A 17,920-nucleotide genomic window follows, 5' to 3' on the forward strand; every position below is an offset into this window, starting at 1 on the left:
CTTAAAGTCATTTTATTCTTTTTCTTGATATTTAGGTAAGAAGGTTTCCATCAAGAAGGAAGTATCATAATCTCCAGCAATGACATTGCGATCTGAAATAAGGTCAAGCTGGAAATCAGCATTGGTCTGTACCCCCTCTATCTCTAGTTCATAGAGGGCACGTTGCATTTTCATCAAGGCATCAAAACGATTTTCTCCGTGAACGATGATTTTGGCAATCATACTATCATAATAAGGCGGAATAGTATAGCCTGGATAAACTGCTGAATCCACGCGCAAGCCAACTCCACCACTTGGCAGATAGAGATTGGTAATCTTACCTGGACTTGGAGCGAAGTTAAAGGCTGGATTTTCTGCATTGATACGACACTCGATGGCATGACCTCGTAGAACAATATCTTCTTGCTTAACAGACAGAGGTTGACCTGCCGCAATGCGAATCTGTTCCTTAACGATATCCACACCTGAGACAAATTCTGTTACTGGATGTTCTACTTGTACACGAGTATTCATCTCCATAAAATAGAATTTACCGCTGGCTTCATCAAGAAGAAACTCAATAGTCCCTGCATTCTCATAGCCAACAGACTCCGCAGCTCGAACAGCCGCAGAACCAATTTCATGGCGCAACGTTTTTCCGATTGCAATCGAAGGACTTTCTTCTAAAACCTTTTGATTATTCCGTTGAAGAGAACAATCCCGTTCACCTAAATGAATCACATGTCCATGCTCATCTCCTAGGATTTGAACCTCGATGTGACGAGCTGGATAGATGACCCGTTCTATATACATAGCACCATTGCCATAATTGGCCTTGGCTTCACTTGAAGCAGTTTCAAAGGCTGAAACGAGATCTTCTGGTTTTTCAACCTTACGAATCCCTTTACCACCTCCACCTGCTGAAGCCTTGAGCATAACAGGATAGCCAATTTTTTCAGCAACAATCAAGGCTTCCTCAGAGTCATGAACTTCTCCATCCGAACCTGGAATGACAGGCACGCCTGCTTTAATCATCTGAGCGCGCGCATTGATCTTATCCCCCATCATATCCATGACATGACCAGATGGGCCGATAAACTTGATACCAACTTCTTCACACATGGTCGCAAATTTGGAATTTTCACTGAGAAATCCAAAACCTGGGTGAATGGCTTCTGCCTCAGTCAAGACTGCAGCTGATAGAACCGCATTAATATTGAGATAAGACTCTGTTGGCTTACCAGGGCCAATACAAACTGCTTCATCTGCCAAAAGCGTATGAAGGGCTTCCTTATCAGCAGTTGAATAAACCGCCACCGTCGAAATGCCCAATTCACGCGCCGCACGGATAATACGAACCGCAATTTCACCACGATTGGCAATTAAAATTTTTCGAAACATGGAGAGCCTCCTTAGTTCCCTATTGCAAAGGTAAGAGTACCACTAGCTGCAAGCTTGCCATCCACTTCAGCCTTTGCTTCAACCACAGCGATTGTGCCACGACGTTTTACAAAAGTCGCTGTCATAACCAATTGGTCGCCAGGTACAACTTGCTTCTTAAATTTAACCTTGTCCATACCAGCGTAAAAGACCAGTTTTCCTTTATTTTCAGGCTTTGACAACTCCAACACACCAGCTGTTTGCGCCAATGCTTCCATGATCAGAACACCTGGCATGACAGGGTATTGAGGAAAATGACCGTTGAAAAAGGGCTCATTGATGGTCACATTCTTGATGGCAACAATGGTGTCCTCGCTCACTTCCAACACACGGTCTACTAGGAGCATAGGATAACGGTGGGGAAGGGCTTCTTTGATTCCTTGAATATCGATCATTTGATACGTACCAATCCTTTACCAAATTCAACCATTTCTTCGTTAGAAACGAGAATTTCCGTTACCACACCATCCCTAGGAGCTGGGATTTCATTCATGACTTTCATGGCTTCGATAATTACCAATGTTTGACCTTTTTTAACACTATCACCAACTGAAACGAAGGCAGGTTTATCTGGGCCAGCAGCCAAGTAAGCCACTCCAACAAGTGGGCTCTCTACAAGATCTCCCTCAGCAGCCACACTTGTTTCAGCTGGAGCTGAAACTTCTTCTGCTACAGTTTCTGCTGGAGCAGATGTAGGAGCTACTGGACTCGGTGTTGCTAGAACGGGTGCTGGAGCAACTTGAGGTGCAACTTCAGATACAAGTCTAGCTTCATTCTTGCTAAACTCCAACTCATCCGTCCCATTCTTATAAGAAAATTCTCTCAAACTTGATTGGTCAAATTGAGCCATCAAGTCTTTAATATCGTTTAAATTCATACTTATTTATTCTCCCAACGTTTGAAAGCAAGAACTGCATTGTGGCCACCAAAACCAAAAGTGTTTGAAATAGCGTATGGAATTTCTTGCTCCAAGCCTTGTCCATAAACGACATTGGCTTCGATATAATCTGATACTTCACTTGTTCCAGCTGTCATTGGTACAAAGTTATGACGCATAGCTTCGATGGTGACGATAGCTTCTACCGCGCCTGCAGCACCCAGCAAATGTCCTGTGAATGATTTGGTTGATGATACAGGTACTTCCTTACCAAGAACAGCCACGATGGCACCACTTTCCCCTTTTTCATTAGCAGGAGTTGACGTTCCGTGAGCATTGACATAGGCTACTTGCTCTGGAGAAATCTCAGCTTCTTCCAAGGCTAGTTTGATGGCCTTGATAGCTCCCTGACCTTCTGGATGTGGTGAAGTCATGTGGTAGGCATCACAAGTATTTCCGTAACCAACCACTTCAGCAAGGATAGTAGCCCCACGTTTTTCAGCGTGTTCAAGGCTTTCAAGAACCAACATCCCAGAACCTTCACCCATGACAAAACCATTACGGTCCTTATCAAATGGAATGGAAGCACGAGTTGGGTCCTCTGTAGTTGAGAGAGCCGTCAGGGCTTGGAAACCTGCGATAGCAAAAGGTGTGATAGAGGCTTCTGAACCACCTACCAACATAACATCTTGGAAACCAAATTTAATCGAGCGGAAGGCATCCCCAATCGCGTCATTTGATGAAGCGCAGGCAGTATTGATGGATTTACAAACACCGTTTGCTCCAAAACGCATAGCAACATTTCCTGAAGCCATATTTGGCAAGGCTTTTGGAAGGGTCAATGGTTTCACACGTTTTGGTCCTTTGTCATTTAGGCGAAGCACTTGATCTTCAATTTCCTTGATACCACCAATACCAGAGGCCACAATAACACCAAAACGATCCTTGTCAAGAGTCTCTACATCTAGACCTGCATGATTAACGGCTTCTTGGGCCGCATACAAGGCATATAAAGAATAGTTATCAAAACGATTGGTATCTTTTTTTACAAAGTATTTATCAAAAGGAAAATCTTGGATTTCTGCCGCATTATGCACATCAAAGTCACTATGATCAAATTTTGTAATTGGACCAATTCCGATTTTTCCACTTGTCAAACTATTCCAAAATTCTTCTGGTGTATTTCCGATTGGAGATGTTACTCCATAACCTGTTACTACTACGCGATTTAGTTTCATCTTTTTTACCTCTAGCTTCTGCTACATACTGAGGCCGCCATCAATGGCAACCACTTGACCAGTTAGATAATCTTGGCCTGCTAAAAATACTGTCAAATCTGCAACCTGCTCTGCCTGCCCAAATTCTTTCATAGGAATTTGCGCCAGCATGGCATCTTTTACCTTGTCTGATAGGACAGCTGTCATATCGGACTCAATCATTCCAGGTGCGATAGCATTAACCCTGATATTGCGATTGGCCACTTCACGCGCCACAGACTTGGTAAAACCAATCAAACCAGCCTTAGAAGCTGCATAGTTAGCTTGGCCAATATTTCCCATCAGACCAACAACACTAGACATGTTAATGATAGCACCTTCTCTGGCTTTCATCATCGGTTTCAAGACTGATTGTGTCATGTTAAAAGCGCCAGTCAGGTTAACCTTGAGCACTTTTTCAAAATCTGCTTCTGTCATCTTGAGCATCAGGGTATCTTGGGTAATCCCTGCATTGTTGACCAAAACATCTACTGAACCCAGCTCAGCAATAGCTTGCTCAACCATACGCTTAGCGTCTGCAAAATCCGACACGTCTCCTGAAATGGGAACTACCTTGACACCATAGTCTGCAAACTCGGCAAGCAAGTCCTCTGAGATTGCCCCACGGCTGTTTAAGGTGATGTTGGCTCCTGCTTGAGCAAACTTGTGGGCAATGGCAAGACCAATACCACGACTCGAACCTGTAATAAAGATATTTTTATTTTTTAGTTGCATTCTTTTCTCCTGTTTCCTCTTGTATTTATGGGAGAAGGGATTTCTAGTTTCCTAGCATAGCTTCCAAGCTAGCCTGATCTTCGACATTGGCTAGTTTAGCCGTTTTATCAATCTTTTTGACAAAGCCTGACAAAACTTTCCCCGGTCCAATCTCGATAAAGTTGGTTACGCCTGCTTCTTGCATAACTGCAATACTTTCATAGAAACGAACTGGTTCCTTGACCTGACGCGTCAAAAGTTGAGTAATGTCTTCTTTTTGCATAACTGCAGCTTCTGTATTGCCGACTAGGGGACAAGTAAAATCTGAAAAACTTACCTGAGCTAGTGTTTCAGCTAGTTTCTGACTAGCAGGCTCAAGGAGAGCAGTATGAAAGGGACCTGATACCTTGAGAGGAATCAAGCGTTTGGCACCGGCTTCCTGCAAGAATTCGACAGCTCGATCAACTGCAACCACTTCTCCACCAATCACGATTTGTGCAGGTGTATTATAGTTGGCTGGGGTAACCACTCCAAGTTCAGAAGCTTTTTGACAGGCTTCCTCAATGACCTCTACTGGCGTATTGAGAACTGCCACCATCTTGCCAGAGCCAGCAGGAGCCGCTTCTTCCATATAGGCTCCACGCTTAGCAACCAAGGCAACCGCATCTTCAAAATCCAAGGCACCGCTGGCCACCAAGGCAGAGTATTCTCCAAGAGACAAACCAGCAACCATATCAGGCTGATAGCCCTTTTCTTGCAATAAACGGTAGATAGAAACCGAAGTCGCTAGAATGGCTGGTTGGGTATAGCGGGTCTTATTGAGTTTGTCTTCTTCCGTATCGATGAGATGACGCAAATCATAACCAAGTACCTGACTCGCTTGATCAATCGTTTCTTGGACAATCGGATACTGATCATAGAGATCCCGTCCCATACCTAGATACTGGGCACCTTGGCCAGCAAATAAAAAGGCTGTTTTAGTCATTTCTTACAACTCCTGCCCAACGAGAGGCTTCTTCTTGAATTTTCTTAGCTGCTCCGTAATACAAATCTTTTAGGATTTCTTCAACGGTTTCTTCTTTGGAAACAAGCCCTGCAATCTGACCTGCCATAACAGATCCGCCATCCACATCACCGTGAACAACTGCTTTGGCTAGTGCACCTGCTCCCATTTGTTCAAAAATTTCTAAATCTGGATTTTCTTGTTTAAAGGCATCTTTCTCAGCTTGTTCAAAATCACGAGTCAACTGATTTTTAATCGCACGAACAGCATGTCCAAAGTGTTGAGCTGAAATCGTAGTATCAATATCTCTAGCTTTTAAAATTTTCGCCTTATAATTTGGATGGGCATTAGACTCTTTTGCAACGACAAAACGAGTTCCAACCTGAACAGCCTCTGCCCCTAGCATAAAGCCAGCCGCAGCACCTTCACCATCTGCAATTCCTCCTGCAGCAATAACAGGAATAGATACAGCTGTCGCCACTTGACGCACCAAGGTCATGGTTGTTAATTTACCGATATGCCCCCCAGCTTCCATTCCTTCTGCGATAACAGCGTCCGCACCAATTTTTTCCATGCGTTTAGCTAGGGCAACACTTGGTACAACAGGAATAACTGTAATCCCTGCTTCATGGAAACGTTCCATGTATTTACCAGGATTTCCTGCGCCTGTTGTCACTACCTTAACACCTTCCTCGATAACGAGGTCTACAATATCTTCCACAAAGGGAGACAAGAGCATGATGTTGACACCGAAGGGTTTATCAGTCAACGATTTGATCTTGTCAATATTGGCCTTGACGACTTCTTTCGGGGCATTCCCACCACCGATAATCCCTAGTCCTCCAGCCTTAGAAACAGCCCCTGCCAAATCACCATCAGCGACCCAGGCCATTCCTCCTTGAAAAATAGGATAATCAATGTTCAATAATTCTGTAATACGTGTTTTCATAGTGCCTCCATCGTTTCTTGCTTACGTAATAGTTCGATACCGTCATAATTTGACAATCAAACTATTGCCTAAACAAGAGGGAGCGGGTTTCCCTACTCCTTCTATCTATATTCTGTTTATTTTGTTTGCTCTTCAACGTAGGCAACCAAGTCACCAACTGTTTTCAAGTCATCTTCTGCTTCGATCTGGATATCAAAAGCATCTTCGATTTCTGAGATTACTTGGAACAAGTCCAATGAATCTGCGTCCAAATCATCAAAAGTTGATTCAAGTGTTACTTCTGATGCGTCTTTCCCAAGTTCTTCAACGATAATTTCTTGTACTTTTTCAAATACTGCCATGATAGGACTCCTTTAAAATAAATAGTTTTTTATAACAATGTGTTCACCACATGATTACCTAAATTGTAAGAATGAGCGTGCCCCAGGTCAAGCCTCCACCGAAGCCTGATAGCAGAACAGTCTGGCTACCATCTAAATGGATGAGACCTTGTTCTACACACTCTGAAAGTAAAATCGGGATACTTGCTGCACTGGTATTACCATATTCCATCATATTGGCTGGAAGTTTATCTCGGTCAACACCAATTTTTCTAGCCATCTTATCCAAAATACGGATATTAGCTTGATGAAGTAGCAGATAATCCAAGTCTGTCACCTCTATAGGAGATTCATCAATAGTCTGCTTGATAGACTTGGCTACATCCCGAATGGCAAAATCAAAGACTGCGCGCCCATCCATCTTCAAAAATGAATCTGCATTTTCTTGATCTGAAAATGGAGAATGCAAACCTGAATACCCATAAGTTAGACACTCGCTTCGTGAACCATCGCTATTGAGACTCTCAGCTAGGAAATGCTCTTGCTCGCTAGCTTCTAACAAGACGCCACCAGCACCATCTCCAAACAACACAGCTGTTGATCGGTCTGACCAATCGACTGCTTTAGAGAGGGTCTCACTACCAATCACCAAGCCTTTTTGAAAGCGACCAGAAGCGATAAACTTTTCAGCAGTTGATAAGGCAAATACAAATCCACTGCAAGCTGCTGTTAGATCAAAAGCAAAGGTCTTATTAGCACCAATATTAGCTTGGACACGAGCAGCTGTAGAGGGCATCATCGAATCTGGAGTGATAGTAGCTAGGATGATAAAATCCAAATCCTCTCCTGTGATTCTAGCTTTTTCCATCAGTTTCTTAGCCACCTCTGTAGCCAAATCACTAGTAGATTCTGTTCTTGAAATATGCCTTTGTCGTATTCCCGTCCGACTTGAAATCCACTCATCATTGGTATCCATAATCTGAGCCAAGTCGTGATTTGTAACCACTTGCTCTGGCACATAATGAGCAACCTGGCTTATTTTTGCAAAAGCCATTATTTCAAATCCTCCAAAAATTGATAAAGATTGGTCAAACCTTTGCTCATAACATCAATTTCTTCCTTACTCATACCATCAATGATTTTTTCAACCATGGCCTTGTGGAAGCGTTTATGTAACCTATGAACCAAGCGACCCTTCTTTGTCAAATGCAGATGCACCACACGACGATCATGTTCTGAACGAATGCGTTCAATGTAACCCTTGCGTTCGAGATTATTCAAACTAGTCGTAACTGTCCCAAGAGTCACCATCAACTCTTTTGACACTTGACTTGGTGTCACGTCTGGGAATTTCCCAATCACATCAATCGTATGCATTTCTTTGATGGAGATATCCTTGAAACGACTACCTCTCAAGCTAACTTCCTCAATGACGAGGACATTGTTAAATATAGATGTTAAATATTCATTAATTCGTTGGTAGTCCAATCTTTCTTTCCCTCCTTCTCAAAAAACTTTTACAATCAAAACATTTGACAAAAGAATTATATCAAACTTCAAAGAATAGCGCAAGTATTTTTTTATTTTCCTATAAATTTAGGTCTTCTTCTCTCCGAATGAGCTCGAACTCCCTCTTTGAAATCCTCTGTTTTGGCCAGTGATTCCTGTAGATGCAGCTCTAAAGCAGCATAATCTTGCCAATCTTTAAATTGGCTCTCCCAAACCAACTTCTTGATGGCAGCATAAGAATTAGCTGACCCGCGGCTCAATTTTTTAAGAAGCTGTTCTCTCGTCTTTTCAAGTTTCTCTGCTTCACAGACGCGGTAAACAAGCCCCCACTCCAGAGCTTTATCTGCTGTTAAAGCCTCTCCTGTCATGGCTAATTGAGCAGCACGCGTCACACCAATACTTCGGCTCAAGAGATGAATTCCTCCTGCATCTGGAGCCAAGCCGACGCCAACAAAGGCTTGGATAAACTTAGCCTTATCCGTTGCAAGACAGAAATCTGCCGCAACAGCCATATTAGCTGCAGCACCTGCAACAGCACCGTCAACTTCCATTAAAACAGGTTTGGCTATTTGCTTGATTTTATAAGAAATAGCATTGACCAACTCTGCGATTTTTGTCAATGATGGAATATCATCCTCATCGACTGCTCGCTTCATCTCTACCAAATCTCCTCCAACGGAGAAGACCTTTCCATTGGCATTAATTAAGATAAAATGCACAGCTGGATCCTCTTCCGCCAGAGTCAAGGCTTCTAAAATTTCTTCACACATAGGAATATGAAAGCCATTTGCAACCTCAGGACGGTTCAAGGTAAGGATTGCCAAATCCTCTTCAAGCTGATAAATAATGTGTTCCATCAGGACTCCTTTTTATTTTATAAGCAGTTTAAATTATTTTGTTTTCAAAGTATATCTTTTTTAGGAGCAGAAAGCAAGAAAAAATCGACTAAAAGTGTCTCAGCCGATTGGAAAGGCTCGCTTTAGGTTAGAAAACATCTTATTTTCTTCATTGAAAAAAGGCTTTCTTTCTGCTATAATCGTATAAAATACTTACTTTAGGAGTTCTTATGAAAGTTGTTAAATTTGGAGGTAGCTCTCTTGCCTCTGCTAGTCAATTAGAAAAAGTTTTAAACATCGTCAAAAGCAATTCAGAGCGTCGTTTTGTGGTCGTTTCTGCGCCTGGTAAACGCAATGCTGAAGATACTAAGGTTACGGATGCCTTGATTAAATACTACCGCGACTATGTTGCTGGTAACGATATTAGCAAGAGCCAAAACTGGATTATCGACCGCTATGCTGCTATGGTTAGTGAACTAGGACTAAAACCAGCTGTTTTAGAAAAAATTTCTAAAAGCATTCGCGCCTTAGCCACTCTTCCTATCGAAGAAAATGAATTTCTCTACGATACTTTCCTAGCAGCCGGTGAAAATAACAATGCTAAATTGATTGCTGCCTATTTTAACCAAAACGGTATCGATGCACGCTATGTTCACCCTCGAGAAGCTGGTATTGTAGTCACAAGTGAACCTGGTCACGCTCGCATCATTCCATCAAGTTATGACAAGATTGAAGAATTGACAAACGCCAATGAAGTCCTTGTCATTCCAGGTTTCTTTGGGGTTACTAAGGAAAATCAAATCTGTACCTTCTCTCGTGGAGGCTCAGACATTACAGGTTCTATCATTGCTGCCGGTGTTAAGGCAGACCTCTATGAAAACTTTACGGACGTTGATGGTATCTTTGCAGCCCACCCTGGTATTATCCACCAACCACACTCAATCCCTGAGTTGACCTACCGTGAAATGCGTGAGTTGGCCTATGCAGGATTCTCAGTCCTTCATGACGAAGCGCTTCTTCCTGCCTACCGAGGAAAAATTCCTCTCGTTATCAAGAATACCAACAACCCTGACCATCCAGGTACTCGTATCGTTCTAAAACACAGTAGTGACAAGTTCCCAGTTGTGGGAATTGCTGGTGACTCTGGCTTTGTCAGCATCAACATGTCGAAATACCTCATGAACCGTGAGGTTGGATTTGGTCGTAAGGTTCTGCAAATCCTTGAAGACCTTAACATCGGTTGGGAACATATGCCAACAGGTATCGACGATCTTTCAGTCATTCTCCGTTCTCGCGAACTAACTCCTATCAAGGAAGAAGAAATCCTTCGTCAGTTGGTTCAAAAGGCTGAAGTAGACCATGCAGAAATCGAACACGACCTTTCAATCATTATGATTGTTGGAGAAAAAATGAAGAGCCATATCGGAGTAACTGCTACTGCGACACGTGCTCTATCTGAAAATAAGATCAACATCCAGATGATGTCTCAAGGTTCTAGTGAAGTTTCTATCATGTTTGTTGTCAATAAAGACCAAGAGAAAGCAGCAATTAAAGCCCTCTACAATGCCTTTTTCGGCGAAAGTAAGGAAGACTAAGCATGGCCCAATCTCTTAATAAAACAGTGCTTCTCAGCACGACAGGCACTTCCTACCTCTCTATAGCTGGGAAAGTTGGGAAATTCCTTGTCGGAGATCAGGCCTTGGAATTTTACCCAGATGTCAATGTCGAACAATTTATCCAGATTCCTTGGAGCCATATCAATCAGATTGGAGCCAATGTCACTGGGCGGAAAATCAGTCGCCACTTCGAAGTCTTTACAGATAGAGGAAAATTCCTCTTTGCTTCAAAAGACTCAGGTGCCATTCTCAAAATTGCACGCGAAAAACTGGGAAATGACAAGGTCGTCAAACTTCCGACCCTGATTCAGACAATTAGCCAAAAATTTAAAAATCTATTTGCAAAAAAGTAGAAACTTTAGTATAATCATAGCAACGGATAAGTAGGTTATCTTCTTCTTTCAGAAAGTCTGCGGATGCTGCGAGCAGATAGGAGGGATAGGTGAAATTCTACCGTTAGTAACAATTGCATACACAATCAAGTGCACACCTGTGAAGTTGGATGGAACCGTGGCCCTGCCACTCCAACGCTTTGTCAGGTGTGCTTTTTTCATAAAGGAGTTCTTATGTTAGATATCAAACGTATTCGTACAGACTTTGATGCTGTCGCAGAAAAATTGGCTACACGTGGTGTAGATGCTGCTATCTTGAATGAGATGAAAGAAATCGATGCTAAACGTCGTGACATTTTAGTCAAGGTTGAAACTCTCAAAGCAGAACGTAACACAGTTTCTGCTGAGATTGCCCAAGCCAAACGCAACAAGGAAAATGCAGATGACAAGATTGCTGCCATGCAAACTCTATCTGCTGAGGTCAAAGCCTTGGATACTGAATTGGCAGACATCGATGCTAAATTGACAGAATTTACCACTACTCTTCCAAACATCCCTGCTGACAGTGTTCCTGTTGGGGCTGATGAAGATGACAATGTGGAAGTTCGCCGTTGGGGGACTCCACGCGAGTTTGACTTCGAACCTAAAGCTCACTGGGATCTCGGTGAAGACCTTGGTATCCTTGACTGGGAACGCGGCGGTAAGGTAACAGGCGCTCGCTTCCTCTTCTATAAAGGTCTCGGTGCTCGTTTGGAACGTGCTATCTACAACTTTATGTTGGATGAGCACGGCAAAGAAGGCTACACTGAAGTCATCACACCTTACATGGTTAACCATGATTCAATGTTTGGTACTGGTCAATATCCAAAATTTAAGGAAGATACTTTTGAACTCAGCGATACCAACTTTGTCTTGATTCCAACCGCTGAAGTTCCTCTGACAAACTACTACCGTGATGAAATCCTTGACGGTAAAGACCTGCCAATCTACTTCACTGCTATGAGCCCATCATTCCGTTCTGAGGCTGGTTCAGCTGGCCGTGATACTCGTGGCTTGATTCGTTTGCACCAATTTCACAAGGTTGAAATGGTCAAATTTGCCAAGCCAGAAGAATCTTACGAAGAATTGGAAAAAATGACAGCCAACGCTGAAAACATTCTTCAAAAACTCAACCTTCCATACCGTGTCGTTGCTCTCTCTACTGGAGATATGGGCTTCTCAGCTGCTAAGACTTACGACTTGGAAGTGTGGATTCCAGCACAAAATACTTACCGTGAAATCTCAAGCTGTTCAAACACAGAAGATTTCCAAGCCCGTCGTGCCCAAATCCGTTACCGTGATGAAGCAGATGGCAAGGTTAAATTGCTCCACACCTTGAACGGTTCTGGACTTGCAGTTGGACGTACAGTGGCTGCTATTCTTGAAAACTACCAAAATGAAGATGGTTCTGTAACCATCCCAGAAGTTCTTCGTCCATACATGGGTGGCGCTGAAGTTATCAAACCATAAAAAAATAAGGTTTAGCTATTTCTAGCTAGACCTTTTTTCGTAACCAAATCAGATAAGCGCCTAATACAAAGAGCAAAATGATTAGGCAAATAACAGTTTCAGCCAATACCAGATAATCCAGAAATGGAAGTTTCAAGAGTCCCTGAGCCATCTTGAGCGAAGTAGCTGTGATAATAGTCGGGAAGGTGAGGGCTGAGAAGGCTGGTTGAAAACCTTGTTTTAAAATATTGGGCAAGCGACTCAATACAAAGAAAAAGAAGGATTGAGAAGCCAAAATCATGACAATCAAGAGCCAAGTCGGCAGGTTGGATCCTCCTACTCGAACCAGAGAAGCCAAGAGTAGAGAGAAGGGAGCACAGTAGATTCCTTCTTGTCCAAGCAAGGCTAGTGGGAGCGGTTGTTTCTTTAAATCGCTATAAATAAGGGGATAGAGATAGAAGGTAAGAAGAAAACCAAAACTCAAGGTTGCATAGGCAATTTCGATGATGCCTACGAGAGGATAGGTCAAGGTTGCCACTGCTATCCCTACATAGAGAACCGTCCAGCTTGGGGTCGCAGGAACCCTACGACCCGGACAGGCAAACTTGATGGTAAAACCAGCAATCAAGGACAAATCCAAGAGAAATGAAAACCACCAGAGTCCTTGCGCTACCAAAGGAAGATGAGGGAAGACGCGAAAAACATAGGTAGATAAAATCATCCCAGCCATGGGGAAGGTAGCCATTCCAGACAAAAGAGGGGGCTTGGTCAATTCTTGCTTACTTTCTTTCCAATTGAGCAGACGAAGAATCAGAAAGAATAGCCACAAAATCAAACCTGATAGACTCAGTAGATGTGATAGAACTGGCACTGTATCTAAAACGAGATTCCCAGCTCCTGCCAAACCTAGCAAACAACCAGAAAATACCAAGGGGAGTTTTTTCATCCTAACCTCCAATAATCATGTTAGTTTCAGTATATCATAAAAGCGCTTAAATGAGGGATTAAAAAACGAAGTCCGATTATTTCATACTCTTCGAAAATCAAATTCAAACCACGTCAACGTCGCCTTGCCGTACTCAAGTACAGCCTGCGGCTAGTTTCCTAGTTTGCTCTTTGATTTTCATTGAGTATCAGACTTCATTTTACTCAGATAAGGATTAAGCATAAGGTTGCAATTCTGGATTAATTGGTGTATTGGCTAGGTTGTTGGCATAGTTACAGAGGCTTGCTAGGCTGACACCAAGAACCACATCCAAGGCATTTTGTTGAGTGTAGCCGACTTCTAAAAACTCAGACAAGGCTTCATCTCCTACACGACCCTTGGTATTGATAACTGCCAAGGTAAACTTAGCTAGGGTGTCCAATTTAGGATCTGTTTCAATTGGAGTACGATTGCGAAGGGCTTGAAGAAGGTCATCATTCATCTGGATTTGTTTGATGGAAAAAGCTGTGTGACCTGCGACGCAGAAGGCACAACCATTGGTCACAGCTGCCGTGATTTGCACCACTTCACGCTCAACAGGCGTCAAGCTGTTACGACGATTGATGGCTCCGACAGTTCTGTAGGCTTCTAAAGCAGTTGGTGCATTAGCCAAGAGACCAATTAGGTTGGGAATATAGCCATTGTTATCTTTTTGCACTGTTTCAAGAACTTCTTTCACTTCTGCTGGTGCTGATTCGACTGTATGGATTGTAAATGTTGTCATTATAAAACCTCTTTTCATGTTGTTGAAACCTAGTCTATCACAGATTCTATACCATGTATAATATATATTTTAAATTGCACCGATAGAAATTTCTTATGAAAGTAAAAAATCACACGCGATGTGTGATTCCATTATTTATTAAAATACTTTTTAGTCTCAGCAATAACGACTGGCGATAAAACTAAGAGAGCAATCAAGTTTGGTAGTGCCATCAAGGCATTGACAATATCTGCGATAATCCAGACCATATCCAACTCGATAAATCCTCCCAGCAAGACCATGAGCACAAAAACCACACGGTAGAGCCAGATAAAGCGAACCCCAAAGAGAAACTCAAAGCAACGTTCCCCGTAATAGTTCCAACCTAGAATCGTTGTAAATGCAAAGAGCACAAGGAAGATGGTCAAGAGGGCAGGTCCAAAGTGTGAAAAGACTGTTGAGAAAGCAGACTGAGTCAAGGCAACCCCATTTAAGTCACCACTCCAAACCCCAGTTACCAAGATGGTCAAACCAGTCAGCGTACAGATAATGAGTGTGTCTATAAAGGTTCCTGTCATGGAAATCAAACCTTGCTCTACTGGTTCGTTTGTCTTAGCTGCAGCAGCTGCAATGGGAGCAGAACCCAGGCCAGATTCGTTTGAGAACACACCACGCGCCACACCATTTTGAATAGCCATCCGAATGCTAGCGCCAGCAAATCCACCTACCGCAGCAACAGGACTAAAAGCTGATGTCAATATTAAAGCGATTGTGGCAGGGAGTTTGCCAATATTGAAGAAAATAACTGTAAGTGTCCCTAAAATATAGATGATGGCCATAAAAGGAACAACAGCTGTCGAAACCTTTGAAATAGACTTGAGTCCGCCAAAAACGGCAATCGCTACTAAGACAGATAAAACGAGAGCCGTAATAGCTGGCGAAATAGTCGTCGTATTTTGGATAGATTCTGTAATCGAGTTCACTTGGGTGAAGGTTCCGATTCCCAATAGGGCTACTAAGACACCTGCGATAGCAAAGAAGATAGCAAGTGGTCGCCACTTTTCGCCCATCCCTAGAAGGATATAGTGCATTGGGCCTCCCGCTACTGCACCATGGTCGTCCTTGGTGCGGTATTTAATAGCTAATAAACCTTCCGCATACTTGGTTGCCATCCCAAAGAAAGCCGCCATCCACATCCAAAAGAGAGCTCCTGGTCCACCGACCTTGATAGCTGTCGCCACTCCGATAATATTTCCCGTACCAACTGTCGCTGCTAGGGCTGTACACAAGGCCGCAAAACTGGATACATCCCCATGCCCCTTATCCTTGATAAAAATAAGCTGAAAGGCCTTAGAGAGACGCAAAACCTGCAAAAGTCCTAAACGGGCAGTTAGGTAAATCCCTGTTCCGACCAATAAAATCAAGAGGGGTGGACCCCAAGCAAAAGCATCAATTGATTTAAGCAATTCTAACATTCTATTCTCCTATCTTTTCAACCCCAAAAGAAAGAGCACATGCAAGATACATGTACTCTGGAATGCTTAGATAAATGCTAAAAAGCGATCTATCCTAGCTCTGTCCTTTTACCTGAGAGTTTGAGCAGTTGCCTGCCTTGCCCCTTCGGTGCCTTTACGGTCTCTCCAGAGTTCCGTCCATTTACAGTCATGAAAAATCAAACGATTTGCCACTTCTATTAAACTTCATTCGGTGTTGGTATTTAATTGATTCTTATTTTACAAAAAATGTTGGATTTTGTCAATGAATTTTGGGAAAATCTTATTTGACTCTGTAGAAAAAGATTGAGCATTCCCATGTGCGTGAGGTGCTATTAATTATTAAATCAATCTGTTTCACTCTTATTCTACACGATATAAGAATTGTTCTGGTTTATTATGTACTGGAAATGAAGCGCGATAGATGATTCTATCTTTACTAATATCCGAAGCGTCTGATATTAATCCATCCATTGATGTCTCATCAGGTATTCTAACTCCTGCTGGTATGAATTGAATAAAGACTCCAAAAGCTGGACCTGAATAGCGAGCTCGTAGAAAATCATTTACTATTTCTGATTCTGCAAGGTCAACTTTAAATTTCTCTGGCGCTATCAAGCCATCTTTACTAAAGACTAAGTCTTCTCCTCCGTGACCATTACTCCATCTTCCTTCAATACTAGAGAAATCTCCATTTTTTATGGCGTTAATATCCATTTTCCCAGAAGTATTTTGATTTGATGAAGATGCTGTTGCAGCAAATTTTTCTGTTACAGATTTCCAAGTCAGATTAGATAGATTCATTCGAGCACCAGGACTGACTTCATCCTCTGTCTTAGCTTCTTTAACCTTCTCTAATTTGTCCCCACTACTATTCAATTTCCAAATGGTATGAATTGAACTGCGTTTTTATAATCTCTCAATTATTTCCCTTTCGTAATCGGTAAAATTTAAGCTATCTAAATTACTTTTTATATAATCAATTATTTCAACCGAATCTAAATTTGTACGAATTTTTTGATTACAGTAGATGGAACTCCGTAATCTAGTAGAATACTTTTCAATCCACCAACCCCCTCATTCTCCAACTTGGCTATAAATAACGAATAGTCAGCTATCTTATCTTTCAAAATATAATTTACAATACTCTGTAAAACAGACATTTTTTTAGGGATTTTGAATTTCGCTTCAGTTCTCATGAACTTAAATATATCAAAGATTACTTCATTATATACTTCGTGCAAGCCCTTATCTCTAACTTTCTCTGATCGATATTGTACTTCACTATCAATTACATTTTTAATATTACCTTTAGAGATTTTGTAAGCTATAAATGTTACATGTTTATAGCTTTTATTGCTAGCGTTATCTAAACCGTGCGAAATAGCTTTCATCGTTTGCAGTAGCGTATCATAAGATAGAGAGGAACTGTTCCACGATAATTCATTTAATAAATTAGGTTTTTGAATAAGATAATTATACAAGCGTTTTTGCGATTCCACATCATAATAATTTTCCCTAAAAATAGTCCATAATTCTTCCGAGATACTCGATTTTATTGTATTATATTTTTCTTTAAGATTATCCTTTACATCTTCTCTTTCTAGATTAATTAATACCTCGCTCTGTAAATCATCTCTCTGTTCAATTAGCGGAACATCCACCTTTTCTGAAGTCTTTATAGGAGGGGGATCAAAATAAAAAATATTTCCAGAATAATGCTGCATCATGCGTCCTGCAAGACCTTTGATATTATTGAAATCAAAATATGACAACTTCTTATTCGATTTTTTCATATCAAATATAACTATGTTCTTAGCAGCAGTATTAACTCCTTCAATTAAGGAAGTTGTCGCAAAAATAACATTAAGTTTTCCTTGGTTGAAGTAATCTAATTGAGAATTGACGATATGTCTAGGAAATTGTCCACTATGTATTCCTACGCCATGATTTAATATTGCTTTCAAGTTCCACTCTTTTGAAACATTCTCATCGATCCACCGTATTATTGGGAGTCTATCTTCAGTTTTAGCAGTATTTTATATATATTCTAGAGCAAGCTCCTCTGCTCGTTTCGGAGAGCGCACATAAACAATAGTTTGTTCTGAAATTGTTTTCAATAAATCAAATAGTCTATCTTTCTTATCAGAATCGTCCCCTGAGTATTCAATGTGAGTAATATTCTGATTCACCAGATTATAATCCGTAGTAATAAATTTTATATTAGACTTCCTGGGAAACAAAAATATGATACAATAAAACTATGAATTATGAATCAAGTAAAGTATTAAGTGATGCACGATTTAAGCGCCTTGTTGGTGTTCAGCGTACTACTTTTGAAGAGATGTTAGCTGTGTTAAAAACAGCTTATCAACGTAAACACGCAAAAGGTGGACGAACCCCTAAGTTAAGCCTAGAAA

General features: G+C 41.6%; 19 protein-coding genes, 1 pseudogene and 1 riboswitch. Of the genes and pseudogenes, 4 read left to right on the forward strand and 16 right to left on the reverse strand.

The window, feature by feature from the left end; all coding sequences use genetic code 11:
• Positions 1-12: 12 nt before the first annotated feature.
• The 11 genes from accC to SMIDD28_RS02240 all read right to left on the reverse strand — a co-directional run bounded on the left by accC (position 13) and on the right by SMIDD28_RS02240 (position 8,904).
• Positions 13-1,380, reverse strand: a complete 1,368-nt coding sequence (gene accC, locus SMIDD28_RS02190) for an acetyl-CoA carboxylase biotin carboxylase subunit (RefSeq protein ID WP_061424371.1) — start codon at positions 1,378-1,380, stop codon at positions 13-15.
• An 11-nt stretch (positions 1,381-1,391) separates the two neighbouring features.
• Positions 1,392-1,814: a 3-hydroxyacyl-ACP dehydratase FabZ gene (fabZ, locus tag SMIDD28_RS02195; RefSeq protein ID WP_000565515.1), complete on the reverse strand. Its 423-nt coding sequence runs from the start codon at positions 1,812-1,814 to the stop codon at positions 1,392-1,394.
• Positions 1,811-2,296 carry an acetyl-CoA carboxylase biotin carboxyl carrier protein gene (gene accB, locus SMIDD28_RS02200; protein WP_061424373.1) on the reverse strand — a complete coding sequence of 162 codons (486 nt, stop codon included), beginning with the start codon at positions 2,294-2,296 and terminating at the stop codon, positions 1,811-1,813. The genes fabZ and accB overlap by 4 nt, the downstream gene beginning before the upstream one ends.
• A 2-nt stretch (positions 2,297-2,298) precedes the next feature.
• Positions 2,299-3,534, reverse strand: a complete 1,236-nt coding sequence (fabF, locus tag SMIDD28_RS02205) for a beta-ketoacyl-ACP synthase II (RefSeq protein WP_061424375.1) — start codon at positions 3,532-3,534, stop codon at positions 2,299-2,301.
• Between the two features lie 21 nt (positions 3,535-3,555).
• Positions 3,556-4,287 carry a 3-oxoacyl-[acyl-carrier-protein] reductase gene (gene fabG, locus SMIDD28_RS02210; RefSeq protein WP_061424376.1) on the reverse strand — a complete coding sequence of 244 codons (732 nt, stop codon included), beginning with the start codon at positions 4,285-4,287 and terminating at the stop codon, positions 3,556-3,558.
• A 43-nt stretch (positions 4,288-4,330) separates the two neighbouring features.
• A complete protein-coding gene (gene fabD, locus SMIDD28_RS02215) occupies positions 4,331-5,251 on the reverse strand; it encodes an ACP S-malonyltransferase (protein ID WP_061424378.1) in 921 nt (306 codons plus the stop codon).
• Positions 5,244-6,218, reverse strand: a complete 975-nt coding sequence (gene fabK / locus SMIDD28_RS02220) for an enoyl-[acyl-carrier-protein] reductase FabK (protein WP_061424380.1) — start codon at positions 6,216-6,218, stop codon at positions 5,244-5,246. The genes fabD and fabK overlap by 8 nt, the downstream gene beginning before the upstream one ends.
• Positions 6,219-6,334: 116 nt before the next feature.
• Positions 6,335-6,559, reverse strand: a complete 225-nt coding sequence (locus SMIDD28_RS02225) for an acyl carrier protein (RefSeq protein WP_000257838.1) — start codon at positions 6,557-6,559, stop codon at positions 6,335-6,337.
• Between the two features lie 58 nt (positions 6,560-6,617).
• Positions 6,618-7,592 (reverse strand): beta-ketoacyl-ACP synthase III, encoded by a 975-nt coding sequence (locus SMIDD28_RS02230; protein WP_061424382.1) that lies wholly within the window; start codon positions 7,590-7,592, stop codon positions 6,618-6,620.
• Positions 7,592-8,026, reverse strand: a complete 435-nt coding sequence (locus tag SMIDD28_RS02235) for a fatty acid biosynthesis transcriptional regulator FabT (RefSeq protein WP_061424384.1) — start codon at positions 8,024-8,026, stop codon at positions 7,592-7,594. The genes SMIDD28_RS02230 and SMIDD28_RS02235 overlap by 1 nt, the downstream gene beginning before the upstream one ends.
• 92 nt (positions 8,027-8,118) lie before the next feature.
• Positions 8,119-8,904, reverse strand: a complete 786-nt coding sequence (locus tag SMIDD28_RS02240; protein WP_061424386.1) for an enoyl-CoA hydratase — start codon at positions 8,902-8,904, stop codon at positions 8,119-8,121.
• A 209-nt stretch (positions 8,905-9,113) separates the two neighbouring features.
• Here SMIDD28_RS02240 and SMIDD28_RS02245 point away from each other — a divergent pair, with 209 nt between their 5' ends.
• The 3 genes from SMIDD28_RS02245 (at position 9,114) to serS (ending at position 12,340) form a co-directional block, all read left to right on the forward strand.
• Positions 9,114-10,478, forward strand: coding sequence for an aspartate kinase (locus tag SMIDD28_RS02245; protein ID WP_061424388.1), 1,365 nt, complete (start codon positions 9,114-9,116; stop codon positions 10,476-10,478).
• 2 nt (positions 10,479-10,480) lie between these two features.
• Positions 10,481-10,852 (forward strand): DUF956 family protein, encoded by a 372-nt coding sequence (locus SMIDD28_RS02250; protein WP_000079363.1) that lies wholly within the window; start codon positions 10,481-10,483, stop codon positions 10,850-10,852.
• Between the two features lie 213 nt (positions 10,853-11,065).
• Positions 11,066-12,340, forward strand: coding sequence for a serine--tRNA ligase (gene serS, locus SMIDD28_RS02255; protein WP_061424390.1), 1,275 nt, complete (start codon positions 11,066-11,068; stop codon positions 12,338-12,340).
• Positions 12,341-12,365: 25 nt separating this feature from the next.
• On the opposite strand, the gene SMIDD28_RS02260 is transcribed toward serS, so the two are convergent.
• From SMIDD28_RS02260 to SMIDD28_RS02280, 5 genes are all read right to left on the reverse strand, one after another.
• Complete coding sequence (locus SMIDD28_RS02260) at positions 12,366-13,265, reverse strand: TDT family transporter (protein ID WP_061424392.1); 900 nt, start codon at positions 13,263-13,265, stop codon at positions 12,366-12,368.
• A gap of 214 nt (positions 13,266-13,479) precedes the next feature.
• On the reverse strand, positions 13,480-14,028 hold the full coding sequence (locus tag SMIDD28_RS02265) for a carboxymuconolactone decarboxylase family protein (RefSeq protein ID WP_061424394.1): 549 nt from the start codon (positions 14,026-14,028) through the stop codon (positions 13,480-13,482).
• A gap of 131 nt (positions 14,029-14,159) precedes the next feature.
• On the reverse strand, positions 14,160-15,482 hold the full coding sequence (locus tag SMIDD28_RS02270; RefSeq protein ID WP_061424396.1) for an alanine/glycine:cation symporter family protein: 1,323 nt from the start codon (positions 15,480-15,482) through the stop codon (positions 14,160-14,162).
• Positions 15,483-15,572: 90 nt separating this feature from the next.
• A riboswitch (glycine riboswitch) is annotated at positions 15,573-15,661 on the reverse strand.
• Between the two features lie 202 nt (positions 15,662-15,863).
• Positions 15,864-16,379 (reverse strand): DUF6287 domain-containing protein, encoded by a 516-nt coding sequence (locus SMIDD28_RS02275; RefSeq protein ID WP_061424398.1) that lies wholly within the window; start codon positions 16,377-16,379, stop codon positions 15,864-15,866.
• 119 nt (positions 16,380-16,498) lie between these two features.
• Positions 16,499-17,467 (reverse strand): hypothetical protein, encoded by a 969-nt coding sequence (locus tag SMIDD28_RS02280; RefSeq protein ID WP_061424399.1) that lies wholly within the window; start codon positions 17,465-17,467, stop codon positions 16,499-16,501.
• 296 nt (positions 17,468-17,763) lie between these two features.
• Here SMIDD28_RS02280 and SMIDD28_RS02285 point away from each other — a divergent pair.
• Positions 17,764-17,920: pseudogene (locus SMIDD28_RS02285) on the forward strand (IS5/IS1182 family transposase); the annotation flags it as partial.

It is taken from the genome of Streptococcus mitis (assembly GCF_001579045.1).
Classification (GTDB): Bacteria; Bacillota; Bacilli; order Lactobacillales; family Streptococcaceae; genus Streptococcus; species Streptococcus mitis_D.

Bases quoted from the DNA above. Each gene is read 5' to 3' on its own strand.
- SMIDD28_RS02245 (WP_061424388.1), top strand. From the start codon at position 9,114: ATGAAAGTTGTTAAATTTGGAGGTAGCTCTCTTGCCTCTGCTAGTCAA.
- serS (WP_061424390.1), top strand. From the start codon at position 11,066: ATGTTAGATATCAAACGTATTCGTACAGACTTTGATGCTGTCGCAGAA.
- accB (WP_061424373.1), bottom strand. From the start codon at position 2,296: ATGAATTTAAACGATATTAAAGACTTGATGGCTCAATTTGACCAATCA.
- fabZ (WP_000565515.1), bottom strand. From the start codon at position 1,814: ATGATCGATATTCAAGGAATCAAAGAAGCCCTTCCCCACCGTTATCCT.
- SMIDD28_RS02265 (WP_061424394.1), bottom strand. From the start codon at position 14,028: ATGACAACATTTACAATCCATACAGTCGAATCAGCACCAGCAGAAGTG.
- SMIDD28_RS02250 (WP_000079363.1), top strand. From the start codon at position 10,481: ATGGCCCAATCTCTTAATAAAACAGTGCTTCTCAGCACGACAGGCACT.
- accC (WP_061424371.1), bottom strand. From the start codon at position 1,380: ATGTTTCGAAAAATTTTAATTGCCAATCGTGGTGAAATTGCGGTTCGT.
- SMIDD28_RS02225 (WP_000257838.1), bottom strand. From the start codon at position 6,559: ATGGCAGTATTTGAAAAAGTACAAGAAATTATCGTTGAAGAACTTGGG.
- fabF (WP_061424375.1), bottom strand. From the start codon at position 3,534: ATGAAACTAAATCGCGTAGTAGTAACAGGTTATGGAGTAACATCTCCA.
- SMIDD28_RS02230 (WP_061424382.1), bottom strand. From the start codon at position 7,592: ATGGCTTTTGCAAAAATAAGCCAGGTTGCTCATTATGTGCCAGAGCAA.
- SMIDD28_RS02260 (WP_061424392.1), bottom strand. From the start codon at position 13,265: ATGAAAAAACTCCCCTTGGTATTTTCTGGTTGTTTGCTAGGTTTGGCA.
- fabG (WP_061424376.1), bottom strand. From the start codon at position 4,287: ATGCAACTAAAAAATAAAAATATCTTTATTACAGGTTCGAGTCGTGGT.
- SMIDD28_RS02270 (WP_061424396.1), bottom strand. From the start codon at position 15,482: ATGTTAGAATTGCTTAAATCAATTGATGCTTTTGCTTGGGGTCCACCC.
- fabD (WP_061424378.1), bottom strand. From the start codon at position 5,251: ATGACTAAAACAGCCTTTTTATTTGCTGGCCAAGGTGCCCAGTATCTA.
- SMIDD28_RS02240 (WP_061424386.1), bottom strand. From the start codon at position 8,904: ATGGAACACATTATTTATCAGCTTGAAGAGGATTTGGCAATCCTTACC.
- fabK (WP_061424380.1), bottom strand. From the start codon at position 6,218: ATGAAAACACGTATTACAGAATTATTGAACATTGATTATCCTATTTTT.